This window comes from Bacillus sp. FSL L8-0199, assembly GCF_038005705.1.
In the GTDB taxonomy this organism is placed as follows: domain Bacteria; phylum Bacillota; class Bacilli; order Bacillales; family Bacillaceae_G; genus Bacillus_A; species Bacillus_A cereus.
Genome location: NZ_JBBOTS010000001.1, coordinates 4,317,886 through 4,343,449, shown reverse-complemented (window position 1 = coordinate 4,343,449; position 25,564 = coordinate 4,317,886). Strand labels below are relative to the sequence as shown.

The window sequence follows — 25,564 nt, the reverse complement described above, 5'->3', positions numbered from 1 at the left end:
TTCGAATGTAAGTAATCCTAATAAAGAATAATCGTATTTATCCGACTTATAGGCGGAAATCTTTTTTAAACTCTTAATGGTAAAAAGACCTAATATTAGAAAGAGAATACCGAGTGTTATTTTGAAGACTATTAATGAAATAGCAACCATCGCCCTTAAAATGTATATGTTTATAATAACATTTTAGTAAAAAATATCTAATCTATACCGAGAGTTTTCTTGTGTGATAGGGAGGGATATTTCTTGTCGAATCATCGATATATTAAAAAAATCGTTGATATATTTTGAGTTACGATAGATATATTTGAAAAATCGTCGGTGTAATTTCATTTACCGACACATACATATATACTCTCCACCAAAGAAACAAACAGGGATGTCACTTAGTCAAAAAAGTGACATCCCTGTTTTTAATTCTCTGCAGAATAAATAATATCTAAATTTCCATTTTGATCTGTTTTGAAAATCGGGGCAATTTGCTCTTCTTGCTCTTCGACTGAAACAAGTTTTCGAGCACGATCCATAATTCGAACAAGCATCGCGTAATCTTCTTCGATTGCTTGTTGTTTTTTTGTGAGTACCGCTAATTTCGTTTCAAGTTCATGATTCGTTTTTTGCAGAGAAGTGAGCTGAGCTTGTAATACATCATTTTCAGTTTGCAACTTTGCGAGTGAAGGGTTATTATGCTCCAAGTTTTGCAAAAATGAGATGACATTTTGCATCGTAAGTTCTTGTTTACTTGGCGTAATATCTTCAGAAAACTCAGCATCGATTACGAGTTGTTTCGTTTTCGTGAACTGATTTTTTTCTATTTTAGCTTCAAAGCGCTTTAATTCTTTACGTTGTTTCTTCGCAAGCTGCACAGCATCTTCGTAATTCGGCCTTACTTCAGCATTCCATCTAAAGCCGCAAGCTGCTGAAGTCCGGTTCAACGTATCGCCGACTTCATCAAATGCTTTTATTTGTGTACTTCCGCTGCGAATATGTCGTAAAACAGTTTCTGCTAAAAGGAGATCATCTTCTTTTGTCCATGCATCTTGACGTGTTTTCATAAGCGAAGCCTCCATAATGGTGACGTTTTCGTTTATGTTACCCTTTATTTTTCGTTTTATTCGAAGTTTGTAATCTTTCATAAACAGTAGAAAGGGCTTGCTCAAATTTCCCTGTCGTTTTCGGTTTATAATATTGCTTGTTTTTTATTTTATCAGGTAAGTATTGTTGCCTTACCCAGCCATTTGGATGGTCGTGTGGATATAAATATCCAATGCCTCTTCCAAGTGATTCTGCGCCTTTGTAATGACTATCTTTTAAATGGCTTGGAATGTCACCTGTTTGACCGTTGCGTAAATCGTGTAATGCAGCATCAAGTGCTTTATAAGCTGAATTTGATTTTGGTGATAAGCATAGCTCGATAACGGCATTTGCAAGTGGGATGCGTGCTTCTGGGAATCCAACTCGTTCAGCTGATTCAATTGCAGCTAGTGTACGTGGTCCAGCTTGTGGGCTAGCAAGTCCAATATCTTCATAAGCCATAATAAGAAGGCGTCTGCCAATACTTTGTAAATCACCTGCTTCAATAAGGCGTGCTAAATAATGGAGCGCTGCATTTACATCACTTCCGCGCACTGATTTTTGAAATGCTGATAATACGTCATAATGAGCATCGCCGCCTTTGTCGTGAACGAAGCTCTTCTTTTGTAAGCATTCTTCCGCAATCTCGAGTGTGATTTCAGCCGCTTGATCGTCTGTAGTAAAGCTAGATAATACAGCAAGCTCAAGTGCGTTATAAGCGGAACGCATATCACCACCAGAGGCATTTGCAAAGTGATGTAGTGCTTCATCTGTTACCGTTACAGCATATTCTCCAAGGCCTTTTTCTTTATCTTCTAAAGCTCTTTTTAACCCAATTAAAATATCATCTTCTGTTAGTGCGTGTAATTCGAAAATTTGACACCTGCTTCGAATAGCGGAGTTTATTGCATGGAATGGATTACTTGTCGTTGCACCAATTAAAGTAAGAAGTCCGCTTTCTAAGTGAGGTAATAGAAAGTCTTGCTTTGCTTTATCTAGACGGTGAACTTCATCTAAAATTAAAACGAGGTGCCGATGCATCTTCGCTTCTTGCACGACAACTTCCATATCTTTTTTATTGTGAGTAACAGCGTTCAATAGACGAAACGGGGTACCGGTACTTCCAGCAATTGCACTGGCAATGGATGTTTTTCCTGTACCTGGAGGACCGTATAAAATCATAGATTGAAAATGATTGGCTTGGACCATTCGCCATAAAATCTTTCCTTCACCAACTAAATGTTGTTGCCCAATAATTTCTTGAATATTTGTAGGGCGCATTCGATGTGCGAGTGGTTGTTTCATTTGGACCGTCTCCCTTAATATATAATCTCGTTCTATCGTATCATTTTTTTCTACGAAATTTGAAATAGGATGCTGTTTTATGGGAAAAATGAAGGATAATATTTTCATTTTTCTTTCAATTGTAATAATTTCCGAGTTTTTCAATGTGATTTTATGTTATCATTTTGATACACAAGTTGAAATTTCTTATAATACTATATTATGCTATAATTTCATAGGATTTTAAATTGTGTTCTTTTTATAAATAAGATATAACCAATAGAAGTGAAAATTTGAAAAGAGGTGCAAAATAGATGAAAATTTCAACGAAAGGCCGCTATGGCTTAACAATTATGATTGATCTTGCAAAAAAGTTTGGTGAAGGTCCGATTTCATTAAAATCAATTGCGCAGGCGCATGACTTATCTGAGCATTACTTAGAGCAATTAATTTCACCACTTCGTAACGCTCGTCTTGTAAAGAGTACGCGCGGGGCATATGGCGGATATGTATTATCTGATCAACCGGCTAACATTACAGCTGGGGATGTAATCCGTGTATTAGAGGGACCGATTAGTGTTGTAGAAATGATAGAAGAAGAAGAGCCAGCGCAGCGCCAGTTATGGATGCGTGTTCGTGATGCGGTGCAAGAAGTGTTAGATAGTACAACGTTAGAAGATTTAGTACGTTATGAGGAAGAAAATCACGGGGGCTATATGTTTTACATTTAATTCCTTGTGAAACGATTTGGAAAGAAGGAGATTTAATGGAACGCATTTACTTAGATCATGCTGCGACATCTCCGACTCACCCAGAAGTGGTCGAAAAGATGATTCCATATATGACAGAAATATTCGGGAACCCGTCTAGTATTCACTTTTATGGACGTCAAACTCGTCACACAGTAGATGAGGCGAGAAGAGTGTGTGCACGCAGCATTCATGCGAATCCGAATGAAATTATATTTACGAGCGGTGGTACAGAAGCTGATAATTTAGCGCTTATCGGTGTAGCACGTGCGAACCGTCATAAAGGTAACCACATTATAACGACGCAAATTGAACATCATGCGATTTTGCATACGTGCGAATTGTTAGAGCGTGAAGGGTTTGAAGTGACATATTTACCTGTCGATGAAACCGGGCGCATTCAAGTTTCTGACATACAAAAGGCATTAACAGAAGAGACGATTCTTGTATCTGTTATGTTTGGGAATAATGAAGTAGGGACGATGCAACCGATTGTGGAAATAGGAAAGCTGTTAAAAGAGCATCAAGCGTATTTCCATACAGATGCGGTACAAGCTTACGGTTTAGTAGAAATTAATGTGAAAGAGTTTGGTATTGATTTATTATCAATTTCAGCTCATAAAATTAACGGGCCAAAAGGTGTAGGTTTCTTATACGCTGGTGCAAATGTGAAATTTGAACCGTTATTAATAGGCGGAGAGCAAGAAAGAAAACGCCGTGCTGGTACGGAAAATGTGCCTAGTATTGCTGGGCTTCAGTATGCAATTCTTATAGCTGAAAAAACTCGTGAGCAAAAAAATGCCCAATATGAAGAGTTTAAAGATATAATGGTATCTGTCTTCAAAAATGAAGGCATTACTTTCGAGGTAAACGGAAACTTAGAACATCGCTTACCGCATGTACTTAATGTAAGTTTTACAGGAATGAACATTGAACCTTTCCTTGTGAACTTAGACTTAGCTGGCATTGCAGTATCAAGTGGTTCTGCTTGTACAGCTGGTTCGATTGATCCATCACATGTATTAGTAGCGATGTTTGGAAAAGACTCCGATCAAATACGTTCATCCGTACGCTTTAGTTTTGGACTTGGAAATACGAAAGAGCAAATTGAAAAAGCGGCGTACGAAACAGTGAAAATCGTGAAGCGATTAACACAAAATTAGCATGGGAGGTGACATGATGAACAAACTACCTCACGAAACACGCGTTGTCATCGGAATGTCCGGTGGCGTCGATTCATCTGTAGCAGCACTTTTATTAAAAGAGCAAGGTTATGATGTAATCGGAATTTTTATGAAAAACTGGGATGATACAGATGAGAATGGTGTCTGCACAGCAACAGAAGATTACAATGATGTAATTGAAGTGTGTAACCAAATTGGTATTCCGTATTATGCAGTAAACTTTGAAAAACAATACTGGGATAAAGTATTTACGTACTTCTTAGATGAGTACCGAGCTGGTCGTACACCAAACCCAGATGTAATGTGTAATAAAGAAATTAAATTTAAAGCATTTTTAGAGCATGCAATTGCGCTTGGTGCGGATTATGTGGCAACAGGCCATTATGCACGTGTTGCTTATATGGACGGCGAATATAAAATGCTTCGCGGTGTTGATGACAATAAAGATCAAACATATTTCTTAAATCAATTAAGCCAAGAGCAATTATCAAAAACAATGTTCCCGTTAGGTGAATTAAAGAAACCGCAAATTCGTGAAATGGCGAAAGAAGCTGGCTTAGCGACAGCGGCGAAAAAAGATAGTACAGGTATTTGCTTCATTGGTGAGCGTAACTTTAAAGATTTCTTAAGTAATTACTTACCGGCACAACCAGGTGTAATGCAAACATTATCTGGTGAAGTGAAAGGGAAGCATGACGGTTTAATGTATTATACAATTGGACAACGTCATGGCCTTGGAATTGGTGGTAATGGTGATCCATGGTTTGCTGTTGGAAAAAATCTAAAAGAAAACATTTTATATGTTGATCAAGGATTCCATAACGAACTTCTATATGGTGATGAAGTTATTGCTACGAATGTAGGATGGGTAAGTAACAAAGAAAAAGAAACAGAATTTAAGTGCACGGCGAAATTCCGTTATCGTCAAGAAGACAATAAAGTAACGGTTCAAATCGTTGATGAAAATACAGTTCGTATTCTTTGTGATGAGCCAATTCGTGCAATTACACCAGGACAAGCAGTCGTTTTCTATGATGGAGATGAGTGCTTAGGCGGTGCTACAATTGATGAAGTATACCGTAGTGGTAAGAAATTGGATTATTTAGGATAAATGAGAAGCCTCTGCCGATTAGCGGTTAGAGGTTTCTTTTACATAAAGCGAATTTTCGTTCGCTTGGAAAATACATTCTTTGTTATAATTTGTTGTAGAGGTGAAGGACATGTCAAACAAACTTGAAACAGGTATTCAATATATGCAAGAAGGAAACTGGGAAGAAGCAGCTAAAAATTTTACAGAAGCAATCGAAGAAAATCCGAAAGATGCGCTTGGATACATTAATTTTGCAAATTTATTAGACGTATTAGGTGATAGCGAGCGAGCGATTTTATTTTATAAACGTGCACTAGAGTTAGATGATAAATCTGCAGCAGCCTACTATGGTTTAGGAAATGTATATTATGGCCAAGAGCAATTTACTGAAGCGAAAGCTGTATTTGAACAAGCAATGCAAGCTGGATTACAATCAGCTGATGTAACATTTATGTTAGGTATCACACATGTACAGCTTGGAAATGATCGTCTTGCACTACCATTCTTACAAAGAGCAACAGAATTAGATGAAAACGATGTAGAAGCTGTATTCCAGTGCGGACTTTGCTTCGCGCGACTAGAACACGTTCAAGAGGCGAAACCTTATTTTGAAAAGGTATTAGAAATGGATGAGGAGCATGCAGATGCGTATTACAATTTAGGTGTTGCGTACGTATTTGAGGAAAATAATGAGAAGGCTCTCGCTTTATTTAAGAAAGCAACTGAAATTCAGCCAGAACACTTTTTAGCGGGTAATGGCGTTCGTTTATTAGAGCAAGAAGCTGAATAAGATAAAAATATAGTTTAATGGGTAGTTATCCCTCATCTAAAAAGGTGGGGGATGTACTGCTCATTAAAGTGAAAATACCGGAAAGGAGAGGAAAAATGGGAAATCAACATGCAATGGATTTGTTTGAGGAAGAGAAAAAGTTTATAAAAGCGCAAGTTCTTCATACCATTTTCCACAACGAAGAAAACCTCTATTCCGTTGTCAGTATGAAAGTCATTGAAACGAATGAAACGTATGACGAAAAGAAAGTAATGATAAACGGTCATTTTCCCCGCATGCATGAAGATGAAGTGTTTACATTGACAGGTCATTTTAAGGACCATCCAAAGTATGGAAAACAATATATGGTTGAAACATTTAAAAAAGAATTGCCGCAAACAAAAGCAGGTATGGTGCAATATTTAGCGAGTGATTTATTTAAAGGGATAGGAAAGCGTACAGCTGAAAAAATTGTAGACCATCTCGGAGAACATGCTATTTCTAAAATTATGGATGACCCTGAGGCATTAAATGGTGTTGTTAATAAACAAAAGGCTCAGGAAATATATGAGACAATTGTTGAACATCAAGGGTTAGAGAAAGTAATGAGCTTTTTAAATGGCTACGGTTTTGGAACGAAACTTTCTATTAAGATTTACCAGCAGTATAAAGAGATGACATTAGAAGTGATTCGTAATAATCCGTATCAACTTATCGAAGAAGTGGACGGGATTGGTTTTGGAAGAGCGGATGATATAGGGCGTGCGTTAGGGATATCGGGTAATCATGACGACCGTGTACGCGCAGGATGTTTTTACACATTAGAGAATGTCTCATTACAACTTGGTCACGTTTATATGAGGAAAGATCAACTTGTAAGAGAAACGATGTCACTTTTAAACAATCAAGAAGGAAGAGTGACTGAGGAAGATATTATAGGTTGTATTGAAACGATGCAAAGTGAAGGGAAAGTCATCATAGAAGAAGAACGAGTGTATTTAGCAACGTTATTCTACTCTGAGAAAGGTGTTGTAAAGTCTATTCGCAGGCTTATGAATCAAGAAGAAACACCTTCATTTCCAGAAGCAGAAGTGTTAAAAACGTTAGGTGAAATTGAAGAACAACTGAACGTACAATATGCACCGTTTCAGCAAGAAGCAATTCAAACAGCACTTCATAAACCGATGATGTTATTGACAGGTGGACCAGGAACAGGGAAAACAACAGTTATTAAAGGGATTGTTGAAATGTATGCATCACTACACGGGTTATCGTTAAATCCGAATGAATACAGTGATGATAATCCATTTCCAATACTATTAACAGCTCCAACAGGAAGAGCAGCGAAGCGAATGAGTGAATCGACAGGACTTCCAGCTTGCACAATTCACCGTTTACTTGGTTGGACGCCAGAAGGATCTTTCCAGCGTAATGAAACGGATCCTGTCCAAGGTAAGCTCCTTATTATCGATGAATTTTCAATGGTTGATATTTGGCTTGCAAATCAGCTATTTAAGTCGTTGCCGACGAACATTCAAGTTATCGTTGTAGGTGATGAAGATCAGTTGCCATCTGTAGGACCTGGACAAGTATTAAAAGATTTATTAAATGCAGGCGCAGTTCCGACAGTGAAGCTTACTGAAATTTATCGTCAAGCGGAAGGCTCATCAGTGATTCAACTTGCCCATGCGATAAAAAATGGAACTCTACCACCAGATTTAGCACAAAATCAAAAAGATCGTTCATTTATCGGCTGTACAGGAGCTCAAATTGTTGAGGTTGTGAAAAAAGTTTGTGAAAATGCTAAAACAAAAGGCTTTAGCGCAAGAGATGTACAAGTATTAGCACCGATGTACCGCGGGCCTGCTGGTATTAATGTATTAAACGAAGCGCTGCAACAAGTATTTAATCCGAAGAGGGAAAAGAGTAAAGAAATTGCTTACGGTGATGTTGTGTACCGAAGAGGCGATAAAGTACTGCAACTCGTGAATCAGCCGGAGAGCCAAGTGTTTAATGGTGATATTGGGGAAATTGTTTCGGTGTTTTATGCGAAAGAAAACGTTGAGCAACAAGATATGATTATCGTTTCATTTGACGGAATTGAGGTAACGTATACGAAGCCCGATTTAAATCAAATTACGCATGCATATTGTTGTTCCATTCATAAATCACAAGGTAGTGAATTTCCGATTGTTATTATGCCAATCGTGAAAAGTTACAACCGTATGTTACGTCGTAATTTAATTTACACGGGCATTACAAGAAGTAAGAAGTTCCTTATTATTTGCGGAGAGGAAGCAGCTTTCCAATCTGGTGTAAATCGCCTTGATGATGCAATGCGTCAAACAACCTTAGCTAGTCGCTTGCAAGAATCACAAGGAGAAGTACAGATGGTCACAGTTAATGGCGAGGAAATGGACGTGGAAAACATTTCACCGTATGATTTCATGTAACAAGGTGAAATTATATAGTGAAACTTTCAAACGCATAGCGTTGAAAGGCTCCAGTAAAATGTATAAATGAATGCAGTTTGGACATAATGGCGAATAGAATCTGGGAGACTGTAAGGAGATGAAAGCCATATGTTTATTTGTCCAAATTGCAAAGGGAAAGACATTGGAAAAATAGGTGTCAACCAATTTTATTGCTGGAATTGTTATATCGAATTATCGGTTTCAAAGGGGAAAATCCATACGCATCAAGTTGAGGAAGATGGTTCACTAAGCTCTCTTGATGATTTATTTGATGAGAATGAAAGAACGATCGGATAACGAAAAGGGGGATTTACTTTGAATCTACGCAATTCATTAATCGCATTAGGTGTTGGAGCTGCAGCATATCAATATGCTCGTAAGCAAGATGTATTTTCAAAACGCAATATGAAAAAAGCACGTAAGATGATTAAGTCTTACTTATAATCATTTCGATAAAGTGAAAAACTCCCTTATAGACAAGGGAGTTTTTTTATGCACTCATATGTAAATAAAAAAGTCCGATTTCTGAGAAAAGATAAGATAGACCGTAGCAGCCAACGCCAAGTATTCCATACTGCCATAATTGCTTCGCTTTTTCTTTACGTGAAGAACGAATAAAGAATCCCTTCCAAATACCGAACCCGATACAAATCCATTCAAGAATCATAAAAAGTGCTGATAATCCAAGCATAAACAAAACCATAATTAGCCCTCCTGATTATATTAATTCATGCTGTATTCTCAGGGGTGGTTGTCCTTGTTATGTTATTTATATGTACGTCTTTAAAAAACAGTATGGTCCGTATGAAAAGATTTTAAAAGTTTCGCACATAACCTACCCCATTTATTTTCAAAATAAAGGTGGAGGAGGTTTTTCATGTGAAGAATCTTAAAATCATTTGGATATATCGTTTAGGATTATTGTTACTTGTTTTTCTTTGTCTGCTCGTCTTTTTAAAAATTAAGCCGCTATGGGCACCGATTATTTTTGTATTTAAAGTAGCGATTACGCCGTTTCTTATCGCGTGTTTTATTGCGTATTTATTGCACCCTTTAATTGAAAAAATTCATAAGGAAGGGATGCCCCGTACACTTGCCATTTTGCTCATTTATATCCTTTTCTTTGGCGGAATTGGTTATGGGATTTATAAAGGAACACCAGTCGTTATTAAGCAGTTACAAGAGATTAATGAACAATTTCCGCAGTTTACAAAAATGTACGATTCGTGGATGGATGGCGTTACAGAACAAACGGCGAATTTCCCTTCGTTCATTCATGAAAAGGTGAAACAACTTTTTGTGGGTGTGGAAACGAAGATTCAAGCGCTTTTAAATAAAGTGATGAGTACAGCTCGTGGTGTACTCGATTCATTGCTCATTATTTTCTTAATACCGTTCATTGTATTTTACATATTAAAAGATTATGGTGAGTTTTATCATATCTTTTGGAAACTAGTCCCAAGTAAATGGCGAGGTACGGGGCAAATGCTTGCGAAAGAAATTGATAAATCACTTGGAAGTTATATTCGAGGACAGTTATTTGTTTGTTTAGTATTAGGGGGAGTATCAGCTCTTTCTTTTTGGTTTATCGGTATGAAATATCCATTATTGCTTGGCATTATTATTGGGGTAACGGATATAATCCCGTACTTCGGTCCTATTTTAGGAGCAATCCCGACGTTAATGATTGCAGCAACAGTATCAACGAGTTTACTTATTAAGGCGGGGATCACAATTGCGATTTTGCAATTTGTGGAGAGTAACATTTTATCGCCTTACATCGTTGGTAAGTCACTTCGTATGCATCCCGTTATTATTATGCTTGCCTTACTAGTTGGGGGAGAGGTAGCTGGGATTGTAGGATTGCTAATATCGGTTCCGATTTTAGCAGTTATTCGCACTGTCATTGTTCATGTGAGACCTCTCTTGAAAAAAGAAGATGTGTAAGTATAGAAGCCCTCTATGTAAGAAATAGAGGGCTAATCATATATTTATTTATTTAGAAAGCTGCTCGTGTATCTTTTGAACGAGGGAGCTCACATCATTTGTTTGAATATGTTTTATTTTTTTCCATTCGTTATCATACATAAATACAATTTGATTGTTGAAAAGACGCTTTTGTTCTTTTAGATTAGAAATTTTTGCGAAAGAGTACTCTTCAAATATTGGATTCTTACTTATATCTGGCCCATAAAAGAATAGCCTTTTGTTCGTTAAAATTAGCAATCCTGGCCTTGCGACGGAACGATAAATAAATATGTCTAATGAACATGCTGCGTAAAATAATATCGTTTCGTCAGTCGCTAATATGTTTTTAGCTTTGCTAAGTAAGGTTGTCATTGTGATCGCTCCTTTATTTTATTAACAATAATTTAATTATAACAAAAAAAGTAATATTTAGAAATTTTTATAAATTATTCTTATAAGGAGATTCCGATTTATTAATAAATGCATACTATATGAAAAGGCTGTTAAGAATGAATAGTAGAATACTTATGATTAATAAGTAATTAATCCAATATAAATGATTATCTACATTGACAAACTTAAGAGAATTCTATTATATTTAGTCATATAATACATTAAATCAATGACGGAACAAGTACGTTACAGTCCATTTATAGAGAGAAGCTTCCATATGGCTGAAAGAAGCTTTAAATGAAGGGTAACAGAAAGCTAATCCTGAGAGCAGCTAATCACTGCCGTCTTGCCACGTTACGGCACCATGAGGTGATGAATTGATTGTTATTGTAATCAATTCATAATTAGGGTGGTATCGCGAGTTAACTCTCGTCCCTTTTATAGGGACGGGAGTTTTTTATATTTAAGGAGGAAAATACAATGAAACAACTAACAGGCGCACAAATTCGTCAAATGTTTTTAGACTTTTTCCAAGAAAAAGGACATGCAGTAGAACCTAGTGCATCACTAGTTCCGCATGAAGATCCATCTCTGTTATGGATTAACAGTGGTGTAGCGACATTAAAAAAATATTTTGATGGACGTGTAATCCCGCAAAATCCACGTATTACAAATGCCCAAAAATCAATTCGTACAAACGATATTGAAAACGTAGGGAAAACAGCTCGCCACCATACATTCTTTGAAATGTTAGGAAACTTCTCAATCGGTGATTACTTTAAAGAAGAAGCAATTACTTGGGCTTGGGAATTCTTAACGAGCGACAAATGGATCGGATTCGATAAAGAATTACTATCAGTTACAATCCATCCAGAAGATGAAGAAGCATTCACAATTTGGAATGAGAAAATGGGCGTTCCCAAAGAGCGTATTATCCGCTTAGAAGAAAACTTCTGGGATATCGGTGAAGGCCCAAGTGGACCGAATACAGAGATTTTCTATGACCGCGGAGAAGCTTACGGTAATGACTTTAGTGACCCAGAATTATATCCAGGCGGAGAAAACGAACGTTACTTAGAAGTATGGAACCTTGTATTCTCTCAATTTAACCATAATCCAGACGGTTCATATACACCACTTCCTAAGAAAAACATTGATACAGGGATGGGTCTAGAGCGTATGACATCTATCGTTCAAGATGTGCCTACAAACTTTGATACAGACCTATTCATGCCGATGATTGGTGCAACAGAAACAATTTCTGGTGAAAAATATCGTAATGGCGATTTAGAAAAAGATATGGCATTCAAAGTAATTGCTGACCATATCCGTACAGTAACATTCGCTGTTGGTGACGGTGCTCTTCCATCTAACGAAGGCCGTGGTTATGTATTACGTCGTTTATTACGCCGCGCTGTTCGTTATTCGAAGAAATTAAACATCAACCGTCCATTTATGTTTGAATTAGTACCGGTTGTTGGAGAAGTAATGAAAGACTTCTATCCAGAAGTACTTGAAAAGAAAGATTTCATTGCGAAAGTTGTGAAGAACGAAGAAGAGCGTTTCCATGAAACACTTCATGATGGTGAAGCGATTTTAGCTGAAGTAATTGCAAAAGCAAAAGAAGAAAAAACAACTGTTATTTCTGGAGTAGATGCGTTCCGTCTATATGACACATACGGTTTCCCAATTGAATTAACAGAAGAATATGCAGAAGAAGCTGGCATGACAGTTGATCATGAAGGTTTTGAAAATGAAATGGAAAAACAACGTGAGCGTGCACGTGCTGCTCGTCAAGACGTTGATTCTATGCAAGTTCAAGGTGGTGTCCTTGGAGAAATTAAAGTAGCGAGCGAATTCGTTGGTTACGGTACAGTTGCAACAGAAAGTAACGTTGTTGCACTTGTGAAAAACGGCGAATACACAGACAGCTTACAAGCTGGTGAAGAAGGACAGTTAATTCTTGATGTAACACCATTCTATGCTGAGAGCGGTGGACAAATTGCAGACCGTGGTTACCTTCTTGCAGATGGTGTGAAAGTTCTTGTAAAAGACGTACAAAAAGCACCAAACGGCCAAAACTTGCATAAAGTTGTTGTTGAAGAAGGAACATTAACGAAAGATGCGGCTGTAAAAGCTATTATCGATACGAAAAATCGTAGTAGCGTTGTAAAAAATCATACAGCAACTCATTTACTACACCAAGCATTAAAAGACGTACTTGGAACACACGTTAACCAAGCAGGTTCTCTTGTAACTTCTGAACGTCTACGCTTTGACTTCTCTCACTTCGGTCAAGTACAAGCTGACGAATTAGAAAAAATTGAGCGTATGGTAAACGAGAAAATTTGGGAAAGTATTGATGTTGAGATTTCTCAAAAAGCAATTGAAGAAGCGAAAGAAATGGGCGCAATGGCATTATTCGGTGAAAAATACGGAGATGTTGTACGCGTTGTACAAGTTGGCGATTACAGCTTAGAGCTTTGTGGTGGTTGTCACGTTGATAATACAGCTTCTATCGGTATTTTCAAAATCGTTGCTGAATCTGGTATCGGTGCAGGAACTCGTCGTATTGAAGCAGTAACTGGTAAGTCTGCATACGAATTAATGAACGATCAAGTAGGTTTATTAAAAGAAGCAGCAGGAAAAATGAAAACAAATCCGAAAGATATTTTAACAAGAGTTGATGGTCTATTTGCTGAAGTGAAACAACTGCAAAAAGAAAATGAATCTCTTGCTGCGAAATTAAGCAATATCGAAGCTGGAAACTTAACTGATTCTGTAATGACAGTTGATGGGGTGAATGTATTAGCAGCGAAAGTAAATGTTGCAGATATGAACAACTTACGTACGATGATGGATGACTTGAAAAATAAATTAGAGTCAGCAGTTGTTGTATTAGCGTCTGTTAATGACGATAAAGTAAACATCCTAGCAGGTGTAACGAAAGACTTAATTAGCCAAGGTTACCATGCTGGTAAACTTGTGAAAGAAGTAGCTTCTCGTTGCGGCGGTGGCGGTGGCGGCCGTCCTGATATGGCACAAGCAGGGGGTAAAAACCCAGCTCAAGTCGAAGAAGCTTTAGCATTTGTACAAGAGTACGTTAAATCTGTTTCAAAATAAAGAGATAGTAGTGTACAATGGTAGGGAGAGGAGAAGTTCTTCTCCCTATACTTACTATATAAGTGAGGTGCTTGAAATGGACGGTTTTGATAAAACAATGAAGTTTAGCATTCAAGATGAAAAACAGAGTGTCCATGTAAATGATGTACTTTTAACTGTGTATGATGCACTTCAAGAAAAAGGTTATAATCCGATTAACCAAATCGTCGGTTATTTATTAAGTGGAGACCCAGCATACATACCTCGCCATAAAGATGCACGTAGCATCATTCGCAAGCTTGAACGTGATGAGTTAATTGAAGAGCTTGTGAAGTCTTACTTGAAACATCATCGTGAGGAGTAGTTTATGCGGATATTAGGTTTAGATGTAGGTACAAAAACAGTCGGAGTTGCAATTAGCGACGAAATGGGCTGGACAGCACAAGGATTAGAAACAATTAAGATTAACGAAGAACGAGGTCACTTTGGTTTTGATCGTATTTCTGAGTTAGTAAAGCAGTACAATGTGGACAAGATAGTAGTAGGTTTACCTAAAAATATGAATGGTACAATTGGCCCGCGTGGTGAAGCGTGCCAACAATTTGCAGAAAACCTACGAGAGCTGTTACAATTAGACGTTGTAATGTGGGACGAGCGTTTGTCAACAATGGCAGCGGAACGTCTGCTCATTTCAGCCGATGTAAGCCGTAAGAAGCGAAAGCAAGTAATTGATAAGATGGCTGCAGTCGTAATCTTACAAGGATTTTTAGATAGTAAATAAGAGGTGACCAAAATGGAAGAAAATCAAATTACAATTGTAGACGAAAAAGGTAACGAACATTTATGTGAAATTATTTTCACTTTTGACGCTGAAAAATTTGGAAAAAAATCGTACGTAGTCTTCTCTCCAATCGGTGAAGTAGACGAAGATGGAGACCAAATTTATGATGCAATGGCTTATGAGCAAAATGAAGAAGAGGGCGGAACTTTACTTCCAATCGAATCTGAAGAAGAGTGGGAAATGGTACAAGAAATGTTCAACACTCTAGCTGATGAGCAAGAAGCTGAATAATAAGTACTGAAAAGATGGACGACATACAGTCCATCTTTTTTTTGTATTTATATGTAAAATGAAAGATTTTTTGTCGAAACTGTGTAAGTCTTTGTAGTATAATGAGACGGATTGTAGAAAAATAAAGTGTCAATTAAAAAAGATAAGTGAATTTTTTGCGTTTTTACATCGTGCTGTATAGAAAGGTGTACATACGGTCTACAATTAAGTAAGGAGGAAATGTTTTGATAGAGAATCAAGTGAAAAAGAAGCGTAGACGTATCTTTTTATTTTCGATTATTGCACTGCTTTTAGTTTGTGGTTCAGTCTATGCGTATATTTCATCCGCATTAGGACCAGTTGATAGCGGGAATAAAAAAGAGATTGAAGTAGAAATTCCGAAAGGATCATCTACAAGTAAAATTGGAGAAATTTTAGAAGAAAAAGGTGCTGTGAAAAACGGTACAGTTTTTAGTTTTTATACAAAGGCTAAATCGAAAAGTTTACAAGCAGGTACATATTTATTAAACCCTTCAATGAGTGCTGAAGATGTGATCGAACAAATGTCATCTGGCAATGTGCATCGTCCAGCTCTTTATAAAGTGACGATTAAAGAAGGGGCGCAAGTAACTGAAATTGCAGAAACGATTGCGACAGAACTAAAGTGGAATAAAGATGATGTTACGCGTCAATTAAACGATAAAGCATTTATTCAAAAAATGCAGCAAAAGTATCCGAAGTTATTAACGGATAAAATCTTTGATAGCAATATTAAATACCCATTAGAAGGTTATTTATATCCTGCAACGTATTCGTTTTATAAGAAAGATACGACGTTAGAAGAAATTGTAATTCCAATGCTTGAGAAAACAAATGCAATCATTGTTCAAAATGAGGCGACAATGAAAGCGAAGAATTGGGATGTTCATCAGCTTTTAACATTATCTTCACTTATTGAAGAAGAGGCAACTGGTTTTACAGATCGTCAAAAGATCTCTAGTGTCTTTTATAATCGTTTAGCAAAAGGTATGCCGCTTCAAACGGATCCAACGGTATTATATGCACTTGGAAAGCATAAACAACGTGTATTATACGAAGATTTAAAGGTCAACTCACCGTACAATACGTATGTTGTAAAAGGATTGCCGGTAGGGCCAATCGCAAACTCTGGTAAACATTCAGTAGAAGCTGCGTTAGAACCTGCGCAAACAGATTATTATTATTTCTTAGCTGCACCAAGTGGTGAAGTGTACTATGCGAAAACATTAGAAGAGCATAATGCATTAAAGCAAAAATACATTACGAAAAAACAGTGAAATGGGGAGGGATAGCGAAAAAAGTCGCACATCCCTCTTTTTTGTGGTAAAATATATCGGGTTAAAAACTGGCAGAAGAATCGTTTTTAATATCAAAACGGGACGTACAAGCTAAGGGTAAAGCTGGCTTGTATTTTTATTGCATTCTATGTGTGAAAAGACGTCATAGAGGCACTTCTCCATGTAAATAAGGAGGACCATTTATGGAGGATGCAGTTAACGAGTACCTATTATCATTTATTGATCCGAAAGATAAATTAATTCTTGAAATGGAAGAATATGCAACAGAAAATCATGTGCCGATTATGGATCGACTTGGAATGGAATTTATGCTGCAATTTTTACGTTTAATTGGACCGAAAAGCATTTTAGAACTTGGAACAGCAATCGGTTATTCTAGTATTCGTATGATGCAAGCTATTCCAAATTCACGTATTGTGACAGTTGAGCGCAATCGTGAGCGATATGAAAAAGCACTTGAATATATAGAACGTTCCCCAGTAACAGATCGTATTTCAGTTATTTACGGTGATGCGTTAGAGACAGGTGAACAAGTAAAAGAACACGGGACATTTGACGTTATTTTTATTGATGCAGCAAAAGGACAGTATCGTCGCTTTTTTGACTTATATGAACCGTTATTAAATCCTGGTGGCGTAATTATTTCAGATAATGTTATGTACCACGGTCTTGTAACGACAAAAGAGAAAATTGAAAACAGACGTACACGTGGTTTAATCCGTCGTATTAAGACGTACAATGAGTGGCTTATGAACCATGAAGGATATGATACAACGATTTTCCCAATTGGTGATGGAGTAGCTGTTAGTAAAAAGAGAGGGTGACCAAGGTATGAAGAAACCTGAATTGTTAGTAACGCCAAGAGCGGTGGCGGATATCGAACAACTTGCGAAAGCAGGAGCAGATGCGGTAATGATCGGTGAGCAAAAGTTTGGTTTACGTTTAGCAGGGGAGTTTTCACGTGAAGATGTAAAACAAGCTGTGAAGATTGCACATGAAAATGGTGTGAAAGTATACGTAGCCATGAACGCTATGTTCCACAACGATAAAGTAGAAGAATTAACAGATTACGTTTCATTTTTAAACGAAGTAAATGTAGATGCAATTGTTTTCGGAGATCCAGCGGTATTAATGGCTGTTCGTGAAGTAGCACCAAATATGCAGTTGCACTGGAATACAGAAACGACAGCAACAAACTGGTTCACTTGTAATTACTGGGGACAAAGAGGATCAAAGCGTGCTGTATTAGCTCGTGAGCTTAGCTTAGATGAAATTGTTGATTTAAAAGAAAATGCTGAAGTGGAACTGGAAGTACAAATTCACGGTATGACTTGTATGTTCCAATCGAAGCGTTCATTAGTAGGAAACTACTTTGAGTATCAAGGACGTAATCTTGACATTGAAAAGAAAAAATATGAAGAGAATATGTTCTTATATGACCCAGAGCGTAACAATAAATATCCAATTTATGAAGATGAAAATGGTACTCACATTATGAGTCCGAACGACATTTGTTTCATCGATGAATTAGAGGAACTAATCGATGCTGAAGTTGATAGCTTAAAAATCGACGGTGTACTAAAAAGCTCTGAATACATTATTGAAGTAACGAAGAAATATCGTCAAGCGATTGATTTATGCGTAGAAGATCGTGATGCATATTATGACGTGAAAGATGATCTATATAAAGAAATAGAAGAAATGCAACCAGTAAATCGTCCGTTAGATACAGGATTCTTCTTTAAAGAAACGGTTTACTAAACGAGGAGGGTGTAGGAAATGACTGTACAAGAAATTTCACGAGTGATCGATGGCAAACGTGTTATTGTGAAGAAACCTGAACTGTTAATCCCTGCGGGTAACTTAGAAAAATTAAAAGTAGCTATCCATTACGGGGCAGATGCTGTATATTTAGGTGGACAAGAATTTGGTCTTCGTTCGAATGCAGGTAACTTTACGCTAGAAGAAATGGCAGAAGGCGTTGAGTTTGCAAAGAAGTATGGAGCAAAAATATACGTAACAACAAATATCTTTGCACATAATGAAAATATGGACGGGCTAGAGGAATATTTAAAAGGGATTGAAAAAGCTGGCGTAACGGGAATTATCGTTGCTGATCCACTTATCATTGAGACTTGTAAACGCGTAGCGCCTTCTGTTGAGGTGCATTTAAGCACACAGCAATCACTATCCAACTGGAAAGCAGCACAGTATTGGAAAGAAGAAGGTTTACATCGCCTTGTATTAGCTCGTGAAGCAAGCTATGAAGAAATGAAAGAAATTAAAGAAAAAGTGGATATTGAAATTGAAGCATTCGTCCATGGTGCAATGTGTATCGCATATTCAGGAAGATGTACATTAAGTAACCATATGACAGCGCGTGATTCTAATCGTGGTGGTTGTTGCCAATCTTGCCGCTGGGATTATGATTTAGTTCAAACAGTATCACAACATAAAGATGCAAAAGAGCTTCCTCTATTCCAAGAAGGAGATGCTCACTTTGCGATGAGTCCAAAAGATTTAAATTTAATTTTATCAATTCCAAAAATGATTGAAATCGGAATCGATAGCTTAAAGGTAGAAGGACGTATGAAATCAATCCATTACGTAGCGACTGTAGCAACTGTATATCGTAAAGTAATTGATGCGTATTGTGCGGATCCAGATAACTTTGAGTTTAAACAAGAATGGTTAGATGAGCTTGATAAATGTGCAAATCGTGATACAGCTCCTGCATTCTTTGAAGGGGTTCCAGGACATCAAGAGCAAATGTTTGGAAATCATAGTAAGAAAACAACGTATGATTTTGCTGGTTTAGTGTTAGATTATAATGAAGAAACGGGCATCGTAACGATTGAGCAACGTAATCATTTCAAACCAGGACATGAAGTGGAGTTCTTTGGACCAGAAATAGAAAACTTTACGCAAACGGTGGAGAAAATTTGGGATGAGGATGGAAACGAATTAGATGCAGCGAGACATCCGTTGCAAATCGTGAAATTCAAAGTGGATCAACGAGTGTATGTGAATAATATGATGCGCAAAAGCATACTTCAATAAGAAAGAGTGATAGTCGAATGGGGACGAATAAGCCTGTTGTAATTGGAATTGCTGGTGGTTCGGGATCAGGTAAAACGAGTGTAACGAAAGCGATTTTTGACCATTTTAAAGGTCATTCTATTTTAATCTTAGAGCAAGATTATTATTACAAAGATCAAAGCCATTTACCAATGGAAGAGCGTTTAAAAACAAATTATGATCATCCGCTTGCGTTTGATAATGATCTGTTAATTGAACATTTGCAGCAGTTGCTTGCATATGAGCAAATTGATAAGCCTGTATATGACTATACATTGCATACGCGTTCAGAAGAAATTATTCCGGTTGAGCCGAAAGATGTAATTATTTTAGAAGGAATTCTTATTTTAGAAGACCCACGTCTTTGCGAGTTAATGGACATTAAATTATTCGTTGATACGGATGCTGACCTTCGTATTCTGCGCCGCATGCAACGTGATATTAAAGAGCGCGGTCGTACGATGGATTCAGTTATTGATCAGTACGTAAATGTTGTACGTCCAATGCACAATCAATTTATTGAGCCTTCTAAGAAATTTGCGGATATTATTATCCCTGAAGGTGGACAAAACCACGTTGCAATTGATATTATGGTGACAAAAATTGCAACAATTCTTGAACAAAAAGTAAATTTGTAATAGCATAGTAAAAGATATACGGTAGGAAGGGATTTTTTCCCTTCCTATCGAATACAATGAAACATGCAACCTCATCTATATATAGGTGAGGGCATATTTATATCAACTTTCCATACATATCTTCTTTATATAAAGAAGAATTGGAAATACGGGGTTGTATGTGACAACTCCGCTAGTGCAAGGGTACTAGAAACCTCCGCTAACAATGGAAGCGGAGGAGTTTTCATATGGAACTCCTCTTTTTTTCGGGGGATTGGTATATAAAAGGAGTGGAAAATATGTCAACAGAAAAAACATACCCTATGACGCAAGAGGGTAAGCAAAAACTAGAGAACGAACTTGAGCAATTAAAAACAGTAAGACGTAAAGAAGTAGTAGAACGTATTAAAATCGCACGTAGCTTCGGGGATCTTTCTGAGAACTCTGAGTACGATGCAGCGAAAGATGAGCAAGCGTTCGTAGAAGGACGTATTACACAATTAGAAAATATGATTCGTAACGCAGTTATCATTAAAGATACTGGCGAAGTATCTACTGTTGTTACATTAGGTAAAACAGTAACATTTAAAGAATTACCAAACGGAGATGAAGAAGCGTATACAATCGTAGGTAGCGCAGAAGCTGATCCATTCGAAGGAAGAATTTCTAACGATTCTCCAATCGCAAAAAGCTTATTAGGTAAGCAAATTGGTGAGAAAGTAACAATCCAAACACCAGGCGGAGAAATGCAAGTAGAGATTGTCTCTGTAAAATAAAAAAAAGATTCTCCTATCGGGAGAATCTTTTTTTTATCCCGCTATTTGCCAGACAGTAAGACCACCATCTCAAAATTCAGCGGAAGCAAAGAAGTTAGGTGGGCATCGGACTGCTCGTAAACGCCCGCTTGGTGAGGGCTAATTAAAGTTTCTTTTTATCTGTAGAATAGAAAAATTTGTGTAAACCTTAGAGTGATTCGACAAAAAATGTCAAAAAAACATTTTAAGCTTTGATATCATAATTAGAGACCATAGTTTTTAAAAGGGAAAAGGGGCTAATTATGAAACATAAAATCTTTACAGGATTGGTTTGTAGTATCTCTATATTAGGACTTGCTGCATGCGGAACGAATGAAGAAACTACATCATCAAAGGGAGAAAAAGTAAAGCAAGAAGAAAAAAAGGATATTAAAGCAACTGAGAGTTCAAAAGCCTTAGAAAATCCACAAGATAAAAAGGAATTTAATGATTTTGATGTAGCGTATCAATTAGCAATTGTCATGAAAATATTTCAAGATGTAACGATTAAGTATGATTACGCAATTGGGAATCCAGATTATTTATTGCGAGATTCGATGGATCAAAAAACAATAGATGATATGAAGAATATGTTACAAGAACAGGCGAAGAATAATGATAAAATTTTAAAAGATGAAGTGAATCAAGCATATACATATTTAAAACAATCGAAAGTAAGTAATAAAGATGATATTCAAAAAATAATAGATGCACAAAATAATTATTTACATATTGTAGATAAGATGATTACTTGTATTGATTCTGTAACAGTTGAGAATGCAAAAGAAAAAAGAAATGAAATGGATAATCTTAGTAAGGATTATTTAAAAATAGCGGCTAATGTAACAACCACTGTAATTGAAGTTGCTAAAAACACTGGAGTGAATGAAACTGAATTTAGATCGCTTCTTATGAAATTTTTAGAGAAGCCAAAGAAACAATAATAGCCTTATATAATATCTGTTTTTGTTTTGGAGATTGTATAAATAAAATAGTACCTCGTCTAAACTACAATAGACGAGGTGTTTTTTATGAAAATAAAACGGAGAATTACAATTGTTTTAATTTGTTTTATGTGCGTTATGTTTGTATTGCTTTGTCGTTTAATCCAAATTCAAATTATAGATACAGAATCATTTACTGATCGCAAAATAAATTTAATTGAAAAAAGTGTTACGCAACGCACACAATCCATTACAGTAGACGATGGACGTGGGCAGTTTATAGATCGTAATGGTAAAAAAATAGGTGAGGAAAAATATCCTGTTTTAATTATTTTTCCATTTTTACAAATAAAAAATGACATGTTAGAGAAAATCGCGCATATCATTGGTGTGTCGAGACAAGAGATTAGAAGACAAATGAAAAATAATAAAAATGCATTTACACTACAAGGAGAAACTGCTCCATTTCGAGTGACACGAGAGCAGATGGAGAAGGTAAATGAATTACATGTATTAGGTATTGTAGCAGCTGAAGTGCGATTAAAACAAACTGGAGAGATAAATCATTTAATTGGTGATGTAGGGGAGAACGAAAGGGAGTTTCAAAAGCGATATGGAGAATTGAAAAGAATCTCAAAACAAACGCCGATAGGTATTTCAGGATTACAGCAATCATTTGATGAATTTCTATTGACTGATGGAGAGGCAAAAGTATTATATCAAGTAGATCGGCAAGGAGAACCAATTTTCGGAAAGCAAGCGAAATACACTTCACCAGGAAATCCATTTTATCCAGTTAGGATTCAAACTACTTTACATAAAGAGTTGCAGCAAAAAGCAGAAGAAGTGATTGAAGCGAACGAAATAAAGAAGGGGGGACTAGTATTACTAGATGTAAAGACAAATGAAATATTAGCGATGGCTAGTAAGCCGTCTTTACAAGTAAGGGATGAGAATTTATATAAAACTACACTTGAAAATCAAATGTTAACGCCACATTTTCCAGGCTCTGTTTTTAAAACAGTAGTTGCAGCTGCAGTCATTGATCAAAAAGTAAATTTGTTTAATCGGACATTTAACTGTAATAAAGATTTATATGGTGAAAACGACCCACAAGTTAGGATGGGTACACTTAACTTTAAAGAGAGCTTTGCTAGGAGTTGTAACAGGACATTTTCCGAGTTAGGTAACGAGCTATTACAAAAGGATAAGACGGTGCTAGAAACATACGTAGCAGCTTTAGGAGCAAATGAAAAGGTTGGATGGAAAGGTTCTGTATTTCATACACCTCATTTTGAGCAAATGCCAGAAGAAAAGGGTACTACTATTTGGGGGAATGAAGAAAATAAAAATAGTAAAAAAGCGGTAGAACAAACAGCAATTGGACAGAAAGATGTACGTATATCACCTCTAGCAATTGCAAATATGATGGCGACGATTGCGAGGAATGGAGAAAAGATGGAAGTGAAAGCAGTTGAAAAAATAGTATATAAAAATGGAGCGGATTTTTTTACATTTGAGAGCCATACGTTAAATGGAAAACAGCTTTCGTATGAAACAGTGAAAACATTACAAGAGTTATTAAGAGGCGTTGTAACAAGGGAGAAAGGAACAGGAACGGCATTCCGTTCGTTGCCACTAAGTGTCGCTGGAAAATCCGGGACAGCGCAAACAGGGAAAGGGACGAGGGTGAATCGCTGGTTTGCAGGTTATTTTCCGTATGAGAATCCAAGATATGCTTTAGTTGTTGTTGATCTAGAGACTGATAGCAAAGTGAATAAAGTTACACCTATTTTTAAAGATATGGTAGGAGCAATCTATCAATTGGAGAATGAAAAGTAATCTTGCAATTTATAGTGAAATGTCTTCATTTCATGAAAATATCATTGTAAATGTTCAACCTTTCTAGATTTAATGTTACAATAGCAATTAGGAAAAACTGCATGGAGGTTTGGAGAATGGCAGGAGGATCAAGATTCCAACAGAAACAACAAAAACGTCGTCAAAACGGTGTTTTAAATATTGCAATCGCTATTGTATTACTATTAGTAGCTATTGTAGCATATCAATTGTTCGTTCCTAGTACGAAAGAGCAAGCATCTTCTACTGATAAGAAAGTCTCTCAACAAACAACAAAGAATGAGAAAGCTGGAAAATCAGAAGATAAAGAATCTGCTAAGAAAAAAGAAAAAGAACAAGAGCAAGCAGAAGCCAAGAAAAAAGCTGAAGAAGAGAAGCTAAAGGCTGAAGAAGAACAGAAAAAAGCTGAAGAAGAAGCGAAAGCTAACGAGAAAGTATCAGCTGAGAAAACTGTATCTAAGGCAAAAGAGGCGTATACAAAACCTTCTTGGAAAGCTGTAGGAACAGAACAAGGTTCATCACCAGCGATGACGTTTAAACAGGGTTCATCAGATTGGAATGAGATGCAAAGTGCAATTGCTGCAGGTGTTGAAGTACCGAAAGAGCAATTAGTATTCCATTTTGTTGGAAGAGACAAAACTGGAAAGAGTAAAGCTTATGGTGATGTTCAAGATAAGCAAAGTGGGAAAAGATATTATGTAAATATTGATTGGGTAGACAATGAGGGCTGGAAACCAGTACTTGTTCAAACTCTAAACTAAAAAAGAGAGGCTCCTTAGGAGCTTCTCTTTTTTGTTAACGCAATTTCTTTAATTTAAAATGAACAACCGCGCTATAATACGGTCTTTTGCTTTCAGGATCCATAACCATCTGATGTGAGATGTGATGAACTTCAAGCATAAGTGCTTTATTATTATCAATTTGTTCACTAATTTTTCGTTCTAAAGAAGCTAAGTCTCCCGCTTCAAAAAACTCTACTTTATCTTCTAACATTTCAAAGGTAAATGACATGAAGACGGCCCCTCTCCTATGTAATCAACTATAGTGTAACAAAGAAAAGAAGGAAATACCATGTACATTTCAATTGACATTTTTAGAAAGAGGGAATATCATACTGATAAAACCGATAAGAAAAAGGGGAATTTTTATGGGTACAGAATTTAATGGTTTATTTGATGAGTGGGCTCATACGTACGACTCATTTGTACAAGGCGAAGATATACAATATAAAGAAGTTTTCGCCCATTATGAGGACATTCTAGAGGATGTAGTTAACAAGTCATTTGGTAATGTATTAGAATTTGGTGTCGGTACAGGTAATTTAACAGATAAATTATTACTTGCTGGCCGCACAGTTTACGGTATAGAACCGTCGCGTGAAATGCGCATGATTGCAAAAGAGAAATTGCCAAAAGAATTTTCAATTACAGACGGTGATTTTCTTTCGTTTGAAGTTCCAAATTCAATTGATACCATTGTAAGCACCTATGCATTTCATCATTTAACAGATGATGAAAAAAATGTAGCGATTGCGAAGTATAGTCAATTGCTAAACAAAGGTGGTAAAATAGTGTTTGCTGATACGATATTTGCAGATCAAGATGCATATGATAAAACTGTTGAAACAGCAAAACAAAGAGGTTTCCACCAGTTAGCAAACGATTTGCAAACGGAATACTATACACGTATTCCAGTTATGCAGACTATTTTTGAAAACAATGGCTTCCATGTAACGTTCACGAGATTAAATCATTTCGTTTGGGTAATGGAGGCAACTAAGCAATAGAAAGAGGGATTAG

27 protein-coding genes and 1 other annotated feature are annotated in these 25,564 nt (G+C 36.7%); of the genes, 22 read left to right on the top strand and 5 right to left on the bottom strand.

Translation table 11 applies throughout. The features are described 5' to 3' along the window. Window positions 1–410: 410 nt before the first annotated feature. On the bottom strand, window positions 411–1,052 hold the full coding sequence (locus tag NST86_RS22320; protein ID WP_340934309.1) for an RsfA family transcriptional regulator: 642 nt from the start codon (window positions 1,050–1,052) through the stop codon (window positions 411–413). Between the two features lie 37 nt (window positions 1,053–1,089). Next, window positions 1,090–2,376: a replication-associated recombination protein A gene (locus tag NST86_RS22315; RefSeq protein ID WP_000812919.1), complete on the bottom strand. Its 1,287-nt coding sequence runs from the start codon at window positions 2,374–2,376 to the stop codon at window positions 1,090–1,092. 293 nt (window positions 2,377–2,669) lie between these two features. Here NST86_RS22315 and cymR point away from each other — a divergent pair, with 293 nt between their 5' ends. From cymR to NST86_RS22280, 7 genes are all read left to right on the top strand, one after another. Beyond that, a complete protein-coding gene (gene cymR / locus NST86_RS22310; RefSeq protein ID WP_000704116.1) occupies window positions 2,670–3,086 on the top strand; it encodes a cysteine metabolism transcriptional regulator CymR in 417 nt (138 codons plus the stop codon). Between the two features lie 35 nt (window positions 3,087–3,121). Beyond that, window positions 3,122–4,267, top strand: a complete 1,146-nt coding sequence (locus NST86_RS22305) for a cysteine desulfurase family protein (protein ID WP_000439893.1) — start codon at window positions 3,122–3,124, stop codon at window positions 4,265–4,267. Window positions 4,268–4,283: 16 nt separating this feature from the next. Continuing rightward, window positions 4,284–5,399: a tRNA 2-thiouridine(34) synthase MnmA gene (gene mnmA / locus NST86_RS22300; RefSeq protein WP_001038010.1), complete on the top strand. Its 1,116-nt coding sequence runs from the start codon at window positions 4,284–4,286 to the stop codon at window positions 5,397–5,399. Between the two features lie 109 nt (window positions 5,400–5,508). After that, window positions 5,509–6,168, top strand: coding sequence for a tetratricopeptide repeat protein (locus NST86_RS22295; protein WP_061664890.1), 660 nt, complete (start codon window positions 5,509–5,511; stop codon window positions 6,166–6,168). A 95-nt stretch (window positions 6,169–6,263) separates the two neighbouring features. Continuing rightward, on the top strand, window positions 6,264–8,600 hold the full coding sequence (gene recD2 / locus NST86_RS22290; protein WP_000528086.1) for an SF1B family DNA helicase RecD2: 2,337 nt from the start codon (window positions 6,264–6,266) through the stop codon (window positions 8,598–8,600). 129 nt (window positions 8,601–8,729) lie between these two features. Further along, a complete protein-coding gene (locus NST86_RS22285) occupies window positions 8,730–8,918 on the top strand; it encodes a hypothetical protein (protein ID WP_000469281.1) in 189 nt (62 codons plus the stop codon). Between the two features lie 18 nt (window positions 8,919–8,936). Continuing rightward, the gene (locus NST86_RS22280; protein ID WP_001053553.1) at window positions 8,937–9,065 is read left to right on the top strand and encodes a YrzQ family protein; all 129 of its coding nucleotides are present in this window, start codon (window positions 8,937–8,939) and stop codon (window positions 9,063–9,065) included. Between the two features lie 46 nt (window positions 9,066–9,111). Here the strand turns inward: NST86_RS22280 and NST86_RS22275 are convergent, their stop codons facing one another. After that, the gene (locus tag NST86_RS22275) at window positions 9,112–9,324 is read right to left on the bottom strand and encodes a hypothetical protein (protein ID WP_000242539.1); all 213 of its coding nucleotides are present in this window, start codon (window positions 9,322–9,324) and stop codon (window positions 9,112–9,114) included. 176 nt (window positions 9,325–9,500) lie between these two features. Here NST86_RS22275 and NST86_RS22270 point away from each other — a divergent pair, with 176 nt between their 5' ends. Beyond that, window positions 9,501–10,568, top strand: coding sequence for an AI-2E family transporter (locus NST86_RS22270; RefSeq protein ID WP_000793128.1), 1,068 nt, complete (start codon window positions 9,501–9,503; stop codon window positions 10,566–10,568). A 48-nt stretch (window positions 10,569–10,616) separates the two neighbouring features. Here the strand turns inward: NST86_RS22270 and NST86_RS22265 are convergent, their stop codons facing one another. Further along, complete coding sequence (locus tag NST86_RS22265; RefSeq protein ID WP_061664889.1) at window positions 10,617–10,961, bottom strand: PH domain-containing protein; 345 nt, start codon at window positions 10,959–10,961, stop codon at window positions 10,617–10,619. Window positions 10,962–11,202: 241 nt separating this feature from the next. Further along, window positions 11,203–11,422, top strand: a binding site (T-box leader). A gap of 40 nt (window positions 11,423–11,462) precedes the next feature. Here NST86_RS22265 and alaS point away from each other — a divergent pair. The 13 genes from alaS to NST86_RS22200 all read left to right on the top strand — a co-directional run bounded on the left by alaS (window position 11,463) and on the right by NST86_RS22200 (window position 24,526). Next, entirely contained in the window at window positions 11,463–14,105 is a 2,643-nt protein-coding gene (alaS, locus tag NST86_RS22260; protein ID WP_000811825.1) for an alanine--tRNA ligase, read from the top strand. Window positions 14,106–14,181: 76 nt separating this feature from the next. Then, entirely contained in the window at window positions 14,182–14,448 is a 267-nt protein-coding gene (locus NST86_RS22255) for an IreB family regulatory phosphoprotein (RefSeq protein WP_000348590.1), read from the top strand. A 3-nt stretch (window positions 14,449–14,451) separates the two neighbouring features. Further along, on the top strand, window positions 14,452–14,865 hold the full coding sequence (ruvX, locus tag NST86_RS22250) for a Holliday junction resolvase RuvX (protein WP_001221193.1): 414 nt from the start codon (window positions 14,452–14,454) through the stop codon (window positions 14,863–14,865). A gap of 12 nt (window positions 14,866–14,877) precedes the next feature. Then, entirely contained in the window at window positions 14,878–15,156 is a 279-nt protein-coding gene (locus NST86_RS22245; RefSeq protein WP_000392247.1) for a DUF1292 domain-containing protein, read from the top strand. 224 nt (window positions 15,157–15,380) lie between these two features. Next, window positions 15,381–16,451 (top strand): endolytic transglycosylase MltG, encoded by a 1,071-nt coding sequence (mltG, locus tag NST86_RS22240; protein ID WP_016118655.1) that lies wholly within the window; start codon window positions 15,381–15,383, stop codon window positions 16,449–16,451. 203 nt (window positions 16,452–16,654) lie between these two features. Then, complete coding sequence (locus tag NST86_RS22235; protein ID WP_000389102.1) at window positions 16,655–17,296, top strand: O-methyltransferase; 642 nt, start codon at window positions 16,655–16,657, stop codon at window positions 17,294–17,296. A 7-nt stretch (window positions 17,297–17,303) separates the two neighbouring features. Next, window positions 17,304–18,233, top strand: coding sequence for a peptidase U32 family protein (locus NST86_RS22230; RefSeq protein ID WP_000742807.1), 930 nt, complete (start codon window positions 17,304–17,306; stop codon window positions 18,231–18,233). Between the two features lie 18 nt (window positions 18,234–18,251). Then, window positions 18,252–19,532, top strand: coding sequence for a peptidase U32 family protein (locus NST86_RS22225; protein WP_000217974.1), 1,281 nt, complete (start codon window positions 18,252–18,254; stop codon window positions 19,530–19,532). A gap of 17 nt (window positions 19,533–19,549) precedes the next feature. Next, window positions 19,550–20,188 carry a uridine kinase gene (gene udk, locus NST86_RS22220; protein WP_000537078.1) on the top strand — a complete coding sequence of 213 codons (639 nt, stop codon included), beginning with the start codon at window positions 19,550–19,552 and terminating at the stop codon, window positions 20,186–20,188. Between the two features lie 278 nt (window positions 20,189–20,466). Continuing rightward, window positions 20,467–20,943 (top strand): transcription elongation factor GreA, encoded by a 477-nt coding sequence (gene greA, locus NST86_RS22215; RefSeq protein ID WP_000102591.1) that lies wholly within the window; start codon window positions 20,467–20,469, stop codon window positions 20,941–20,943. Between the two features lie 281 nt (window positions 20,944–21,224). Then, entirely contained in the window at window positions 21,225–21,905 is a 681-nt protein-coding gene (locus NST86_RS22210) for a hypothetical protein (protein WP_000680878.1), read from the top strand. Between the two features lie 87 nt (window positions 21,906–21,992). Further along, complete coding sequence (locus NST86_RS22205; RefSeq protein ID WP_000695140.1) at window positions 21,993–23,747, top strand: peptidoglycan D,D-transpeptidase FtsI family protein; 1,755 nt, start codon at window positions 21,993–21,995, stop codon at window positions 23,745–23,747. Between the two features lie 116 nt (window positions 23,748–23,863). Beyond that, window positions 23,864–24,526 (top strand): YrrS family protein, encoded by a 663-nt coding sequence (locus tag NST86_RS22200; protein ID WP_000897099.1) that lies wholly within the window; start codon window positions 23,864–23,866, stop codon window positions 24,524–24,526. Window positions 24,527–24,560: 34 nt separating this feature from the next. Here NST86_RS22200 and NST86_RS22195 read toward each other — a convergent pair whose 3' ends face one another. Next, on the bottom strand, window positions 24,561–24,776 hold the full coding sequence (locus tag NST86_RS22195; protein ID WP_000010984.1) for a YrzA family protein: 216 nt from the start codon (window positions 24,774–24,776) through the stop codon (window positions 24,561–24,563). Between the two features lie 136 nt (window positions 24,777–24,912). Here NST86_RS22195 and NST86_RS22190 point away from each other — a divergent pair, with 136 nt between their 5' ends. After that, entirely contained in the window at window positions 24,913–25,551 is a 639-nt protein-coding gene (locus tag NST86_RS22190) for a class I SAM-dependent methyltransferase (RefSeq protein WP_000536313.1), read from the top strand. Window positions 25,552–25,564: the final 13 nt, after the last annotated feature.

Bases quoted from the DNA above. Each gene is read 5' to 3' on its own strand.
- NST86_RS22320 (WP_340934309.1), bottom strand. From the start codon at position 1,052: ATGAAAACACGTCAAGATGCATGGACAAAAGAAGATGATCTCCTTTTA.
- NST86_RS22315 (WP_000812919.1), bottom strand. From the start codon at position 2,376: ATGAAACAACCACTCGCACATCGAATGCGCCCTACAAATATTCAAGAA.
- cymR (WP_000704116.1), top strand. From the start codon at position 2,670: ATGAAAATTTCAACGAAAGGCCGCTATGGCTTAACAATTATGATTGAT.
- NST86_RS22305 (WP_000439893.1), top strand. From the start codon at position 3,122: ATGGAACGCATTTACTTAGATCATGCTGCGACATCTCCGACTCACCCA.
- mnmA (WP_001038010.1), top strand. From the start codon at position 4,284: ATGAACAAACTACCTCACGAAACACGCGTTGTCATCGGAATGTCCGGT.
- NST86_RS22295 (WP_061664890.1), top strand. From the start codon at position 5,509: ATGTCAAACAAACTTGAAACAGGTATTCAATATATGCAAGAAGGAAAC.
- recD2 (WP_000528086.1), top strand. From the start codon at position 6,264: ATGGGAAATCAACATGCAATGGATTTGTTTGAGGAAGAGAAAAAGTTT.
- NST86_RS22285 (WP_000469281.1), top strand. From the start codon at position 8,730: ATGTTTATTTGTCCAAATTGCAAAGGGAAAGACATTGGAAAAATAGGT.
- NST86_RS22275 (WP_000242539.1), bottom strand. From the start codon at position 9,324: ATGGTTTTGTTTATGCTTGGATTATCAGCACTTTTTATGATTCTTGAA.
- NST86_RS22265 (WP_061664889.1), bottom strand. From the start codon at position 10,961: ATGACAACCTTACTTAGCAAAGCTAAAAACATATTAGCGACTGACGAA.
- alaS (WP_000811825.1), top strand. From the start codon at position 11,463: ATGAAACAACTAACAGGCGCACAAATTCGTCAAATGTTTTTAGACTTT.
- NST86_RS22255 (WP_000348590.1), top strand. From the start codon at position 14,182: ATGGACGGTTTTGATAAAACAATGAAGTTTAGCATTCAAGATGAAAAA.
- ruvX (WP_001221193.1), top strand. From the start codon at position 14,452: ATGCGGATATTAGGTTTAGATGTAGGTACAAAAACAGTCGGAGTTGCA.
- NST86_RS22245 (WP_000392247.1), top strand. From the start codon at position 14,878: ATGGAAGAAAATCAAATTACAATTGTAGACGAAAAAGGTAACGAACAT.
- NST86_RS22235 (WP_000389102.1), top strand. From the start codon at position 16,655: ATGGAGGATGCAGTTAACGAGTACCTATTATCATTTATTGATCCGAAA.
- NST86_RS22230 (WP_000742807.1), top strand. From the start codon at position 17,304: ATGAAGAAACCTGAATTGTTAGTAACGCCAAGAGCGGTGGCGGATATC.
- NST86_RS22225 (WP_000217974.1), top strand. From the start codon at position 18,252: ATGACTGTACAAGAAATTTCACGAGTGATCGATGGCAAACGTGTTATT.
- udk (WP_000537078.1), top strand. From the start codon at position 19,550: ATGGGGACGAATAAGCCTGTTGTAATTGGAATTGCTGGTGGTTCGGGA.
- greA (WP_000102591.1), top strand. From the start codon at position 20,467: ATGTCAACAGAAAAAACATACCCTATGACGCAAGAGGGTAAGCAAAAA.
- NST86_RS22210 (WP_000680878.1), top strand. From the start codon at position 21,225: ATGAAACATAAAATCTTTACAGGATTGGTTTGTAGTATCTCTATATTA.
- NST86_RS22205 (WP_000695140.1), top strand. From the start codon at position 21,993: ATGAAAATAAAACGGAGAATTACAATTGTTTTAATTTGTTTTATGTGC.
- NST86_RS22200 (WP_000897099.1), top strand. From the start codon at position 23,864: ATGGCAGGAGGATCAAGATTCCAACAGAAACAACAAAAACGTCGTCAA.
- NST86_RS22195 (WP_000010984.1), bottom strand. From the start codon at position 24,776: ATGTCATTTACCTTTGAAATGTTAGAAGATAAAGTAGAGTTTTTTGAA.
- NST86_RS22190 (WP_000536313.1), top strand. From the start codon at position 24,913: ATGGGTACAGAATTTAATGGTTTATTTGATGAGTGGGCTCATACGTAC.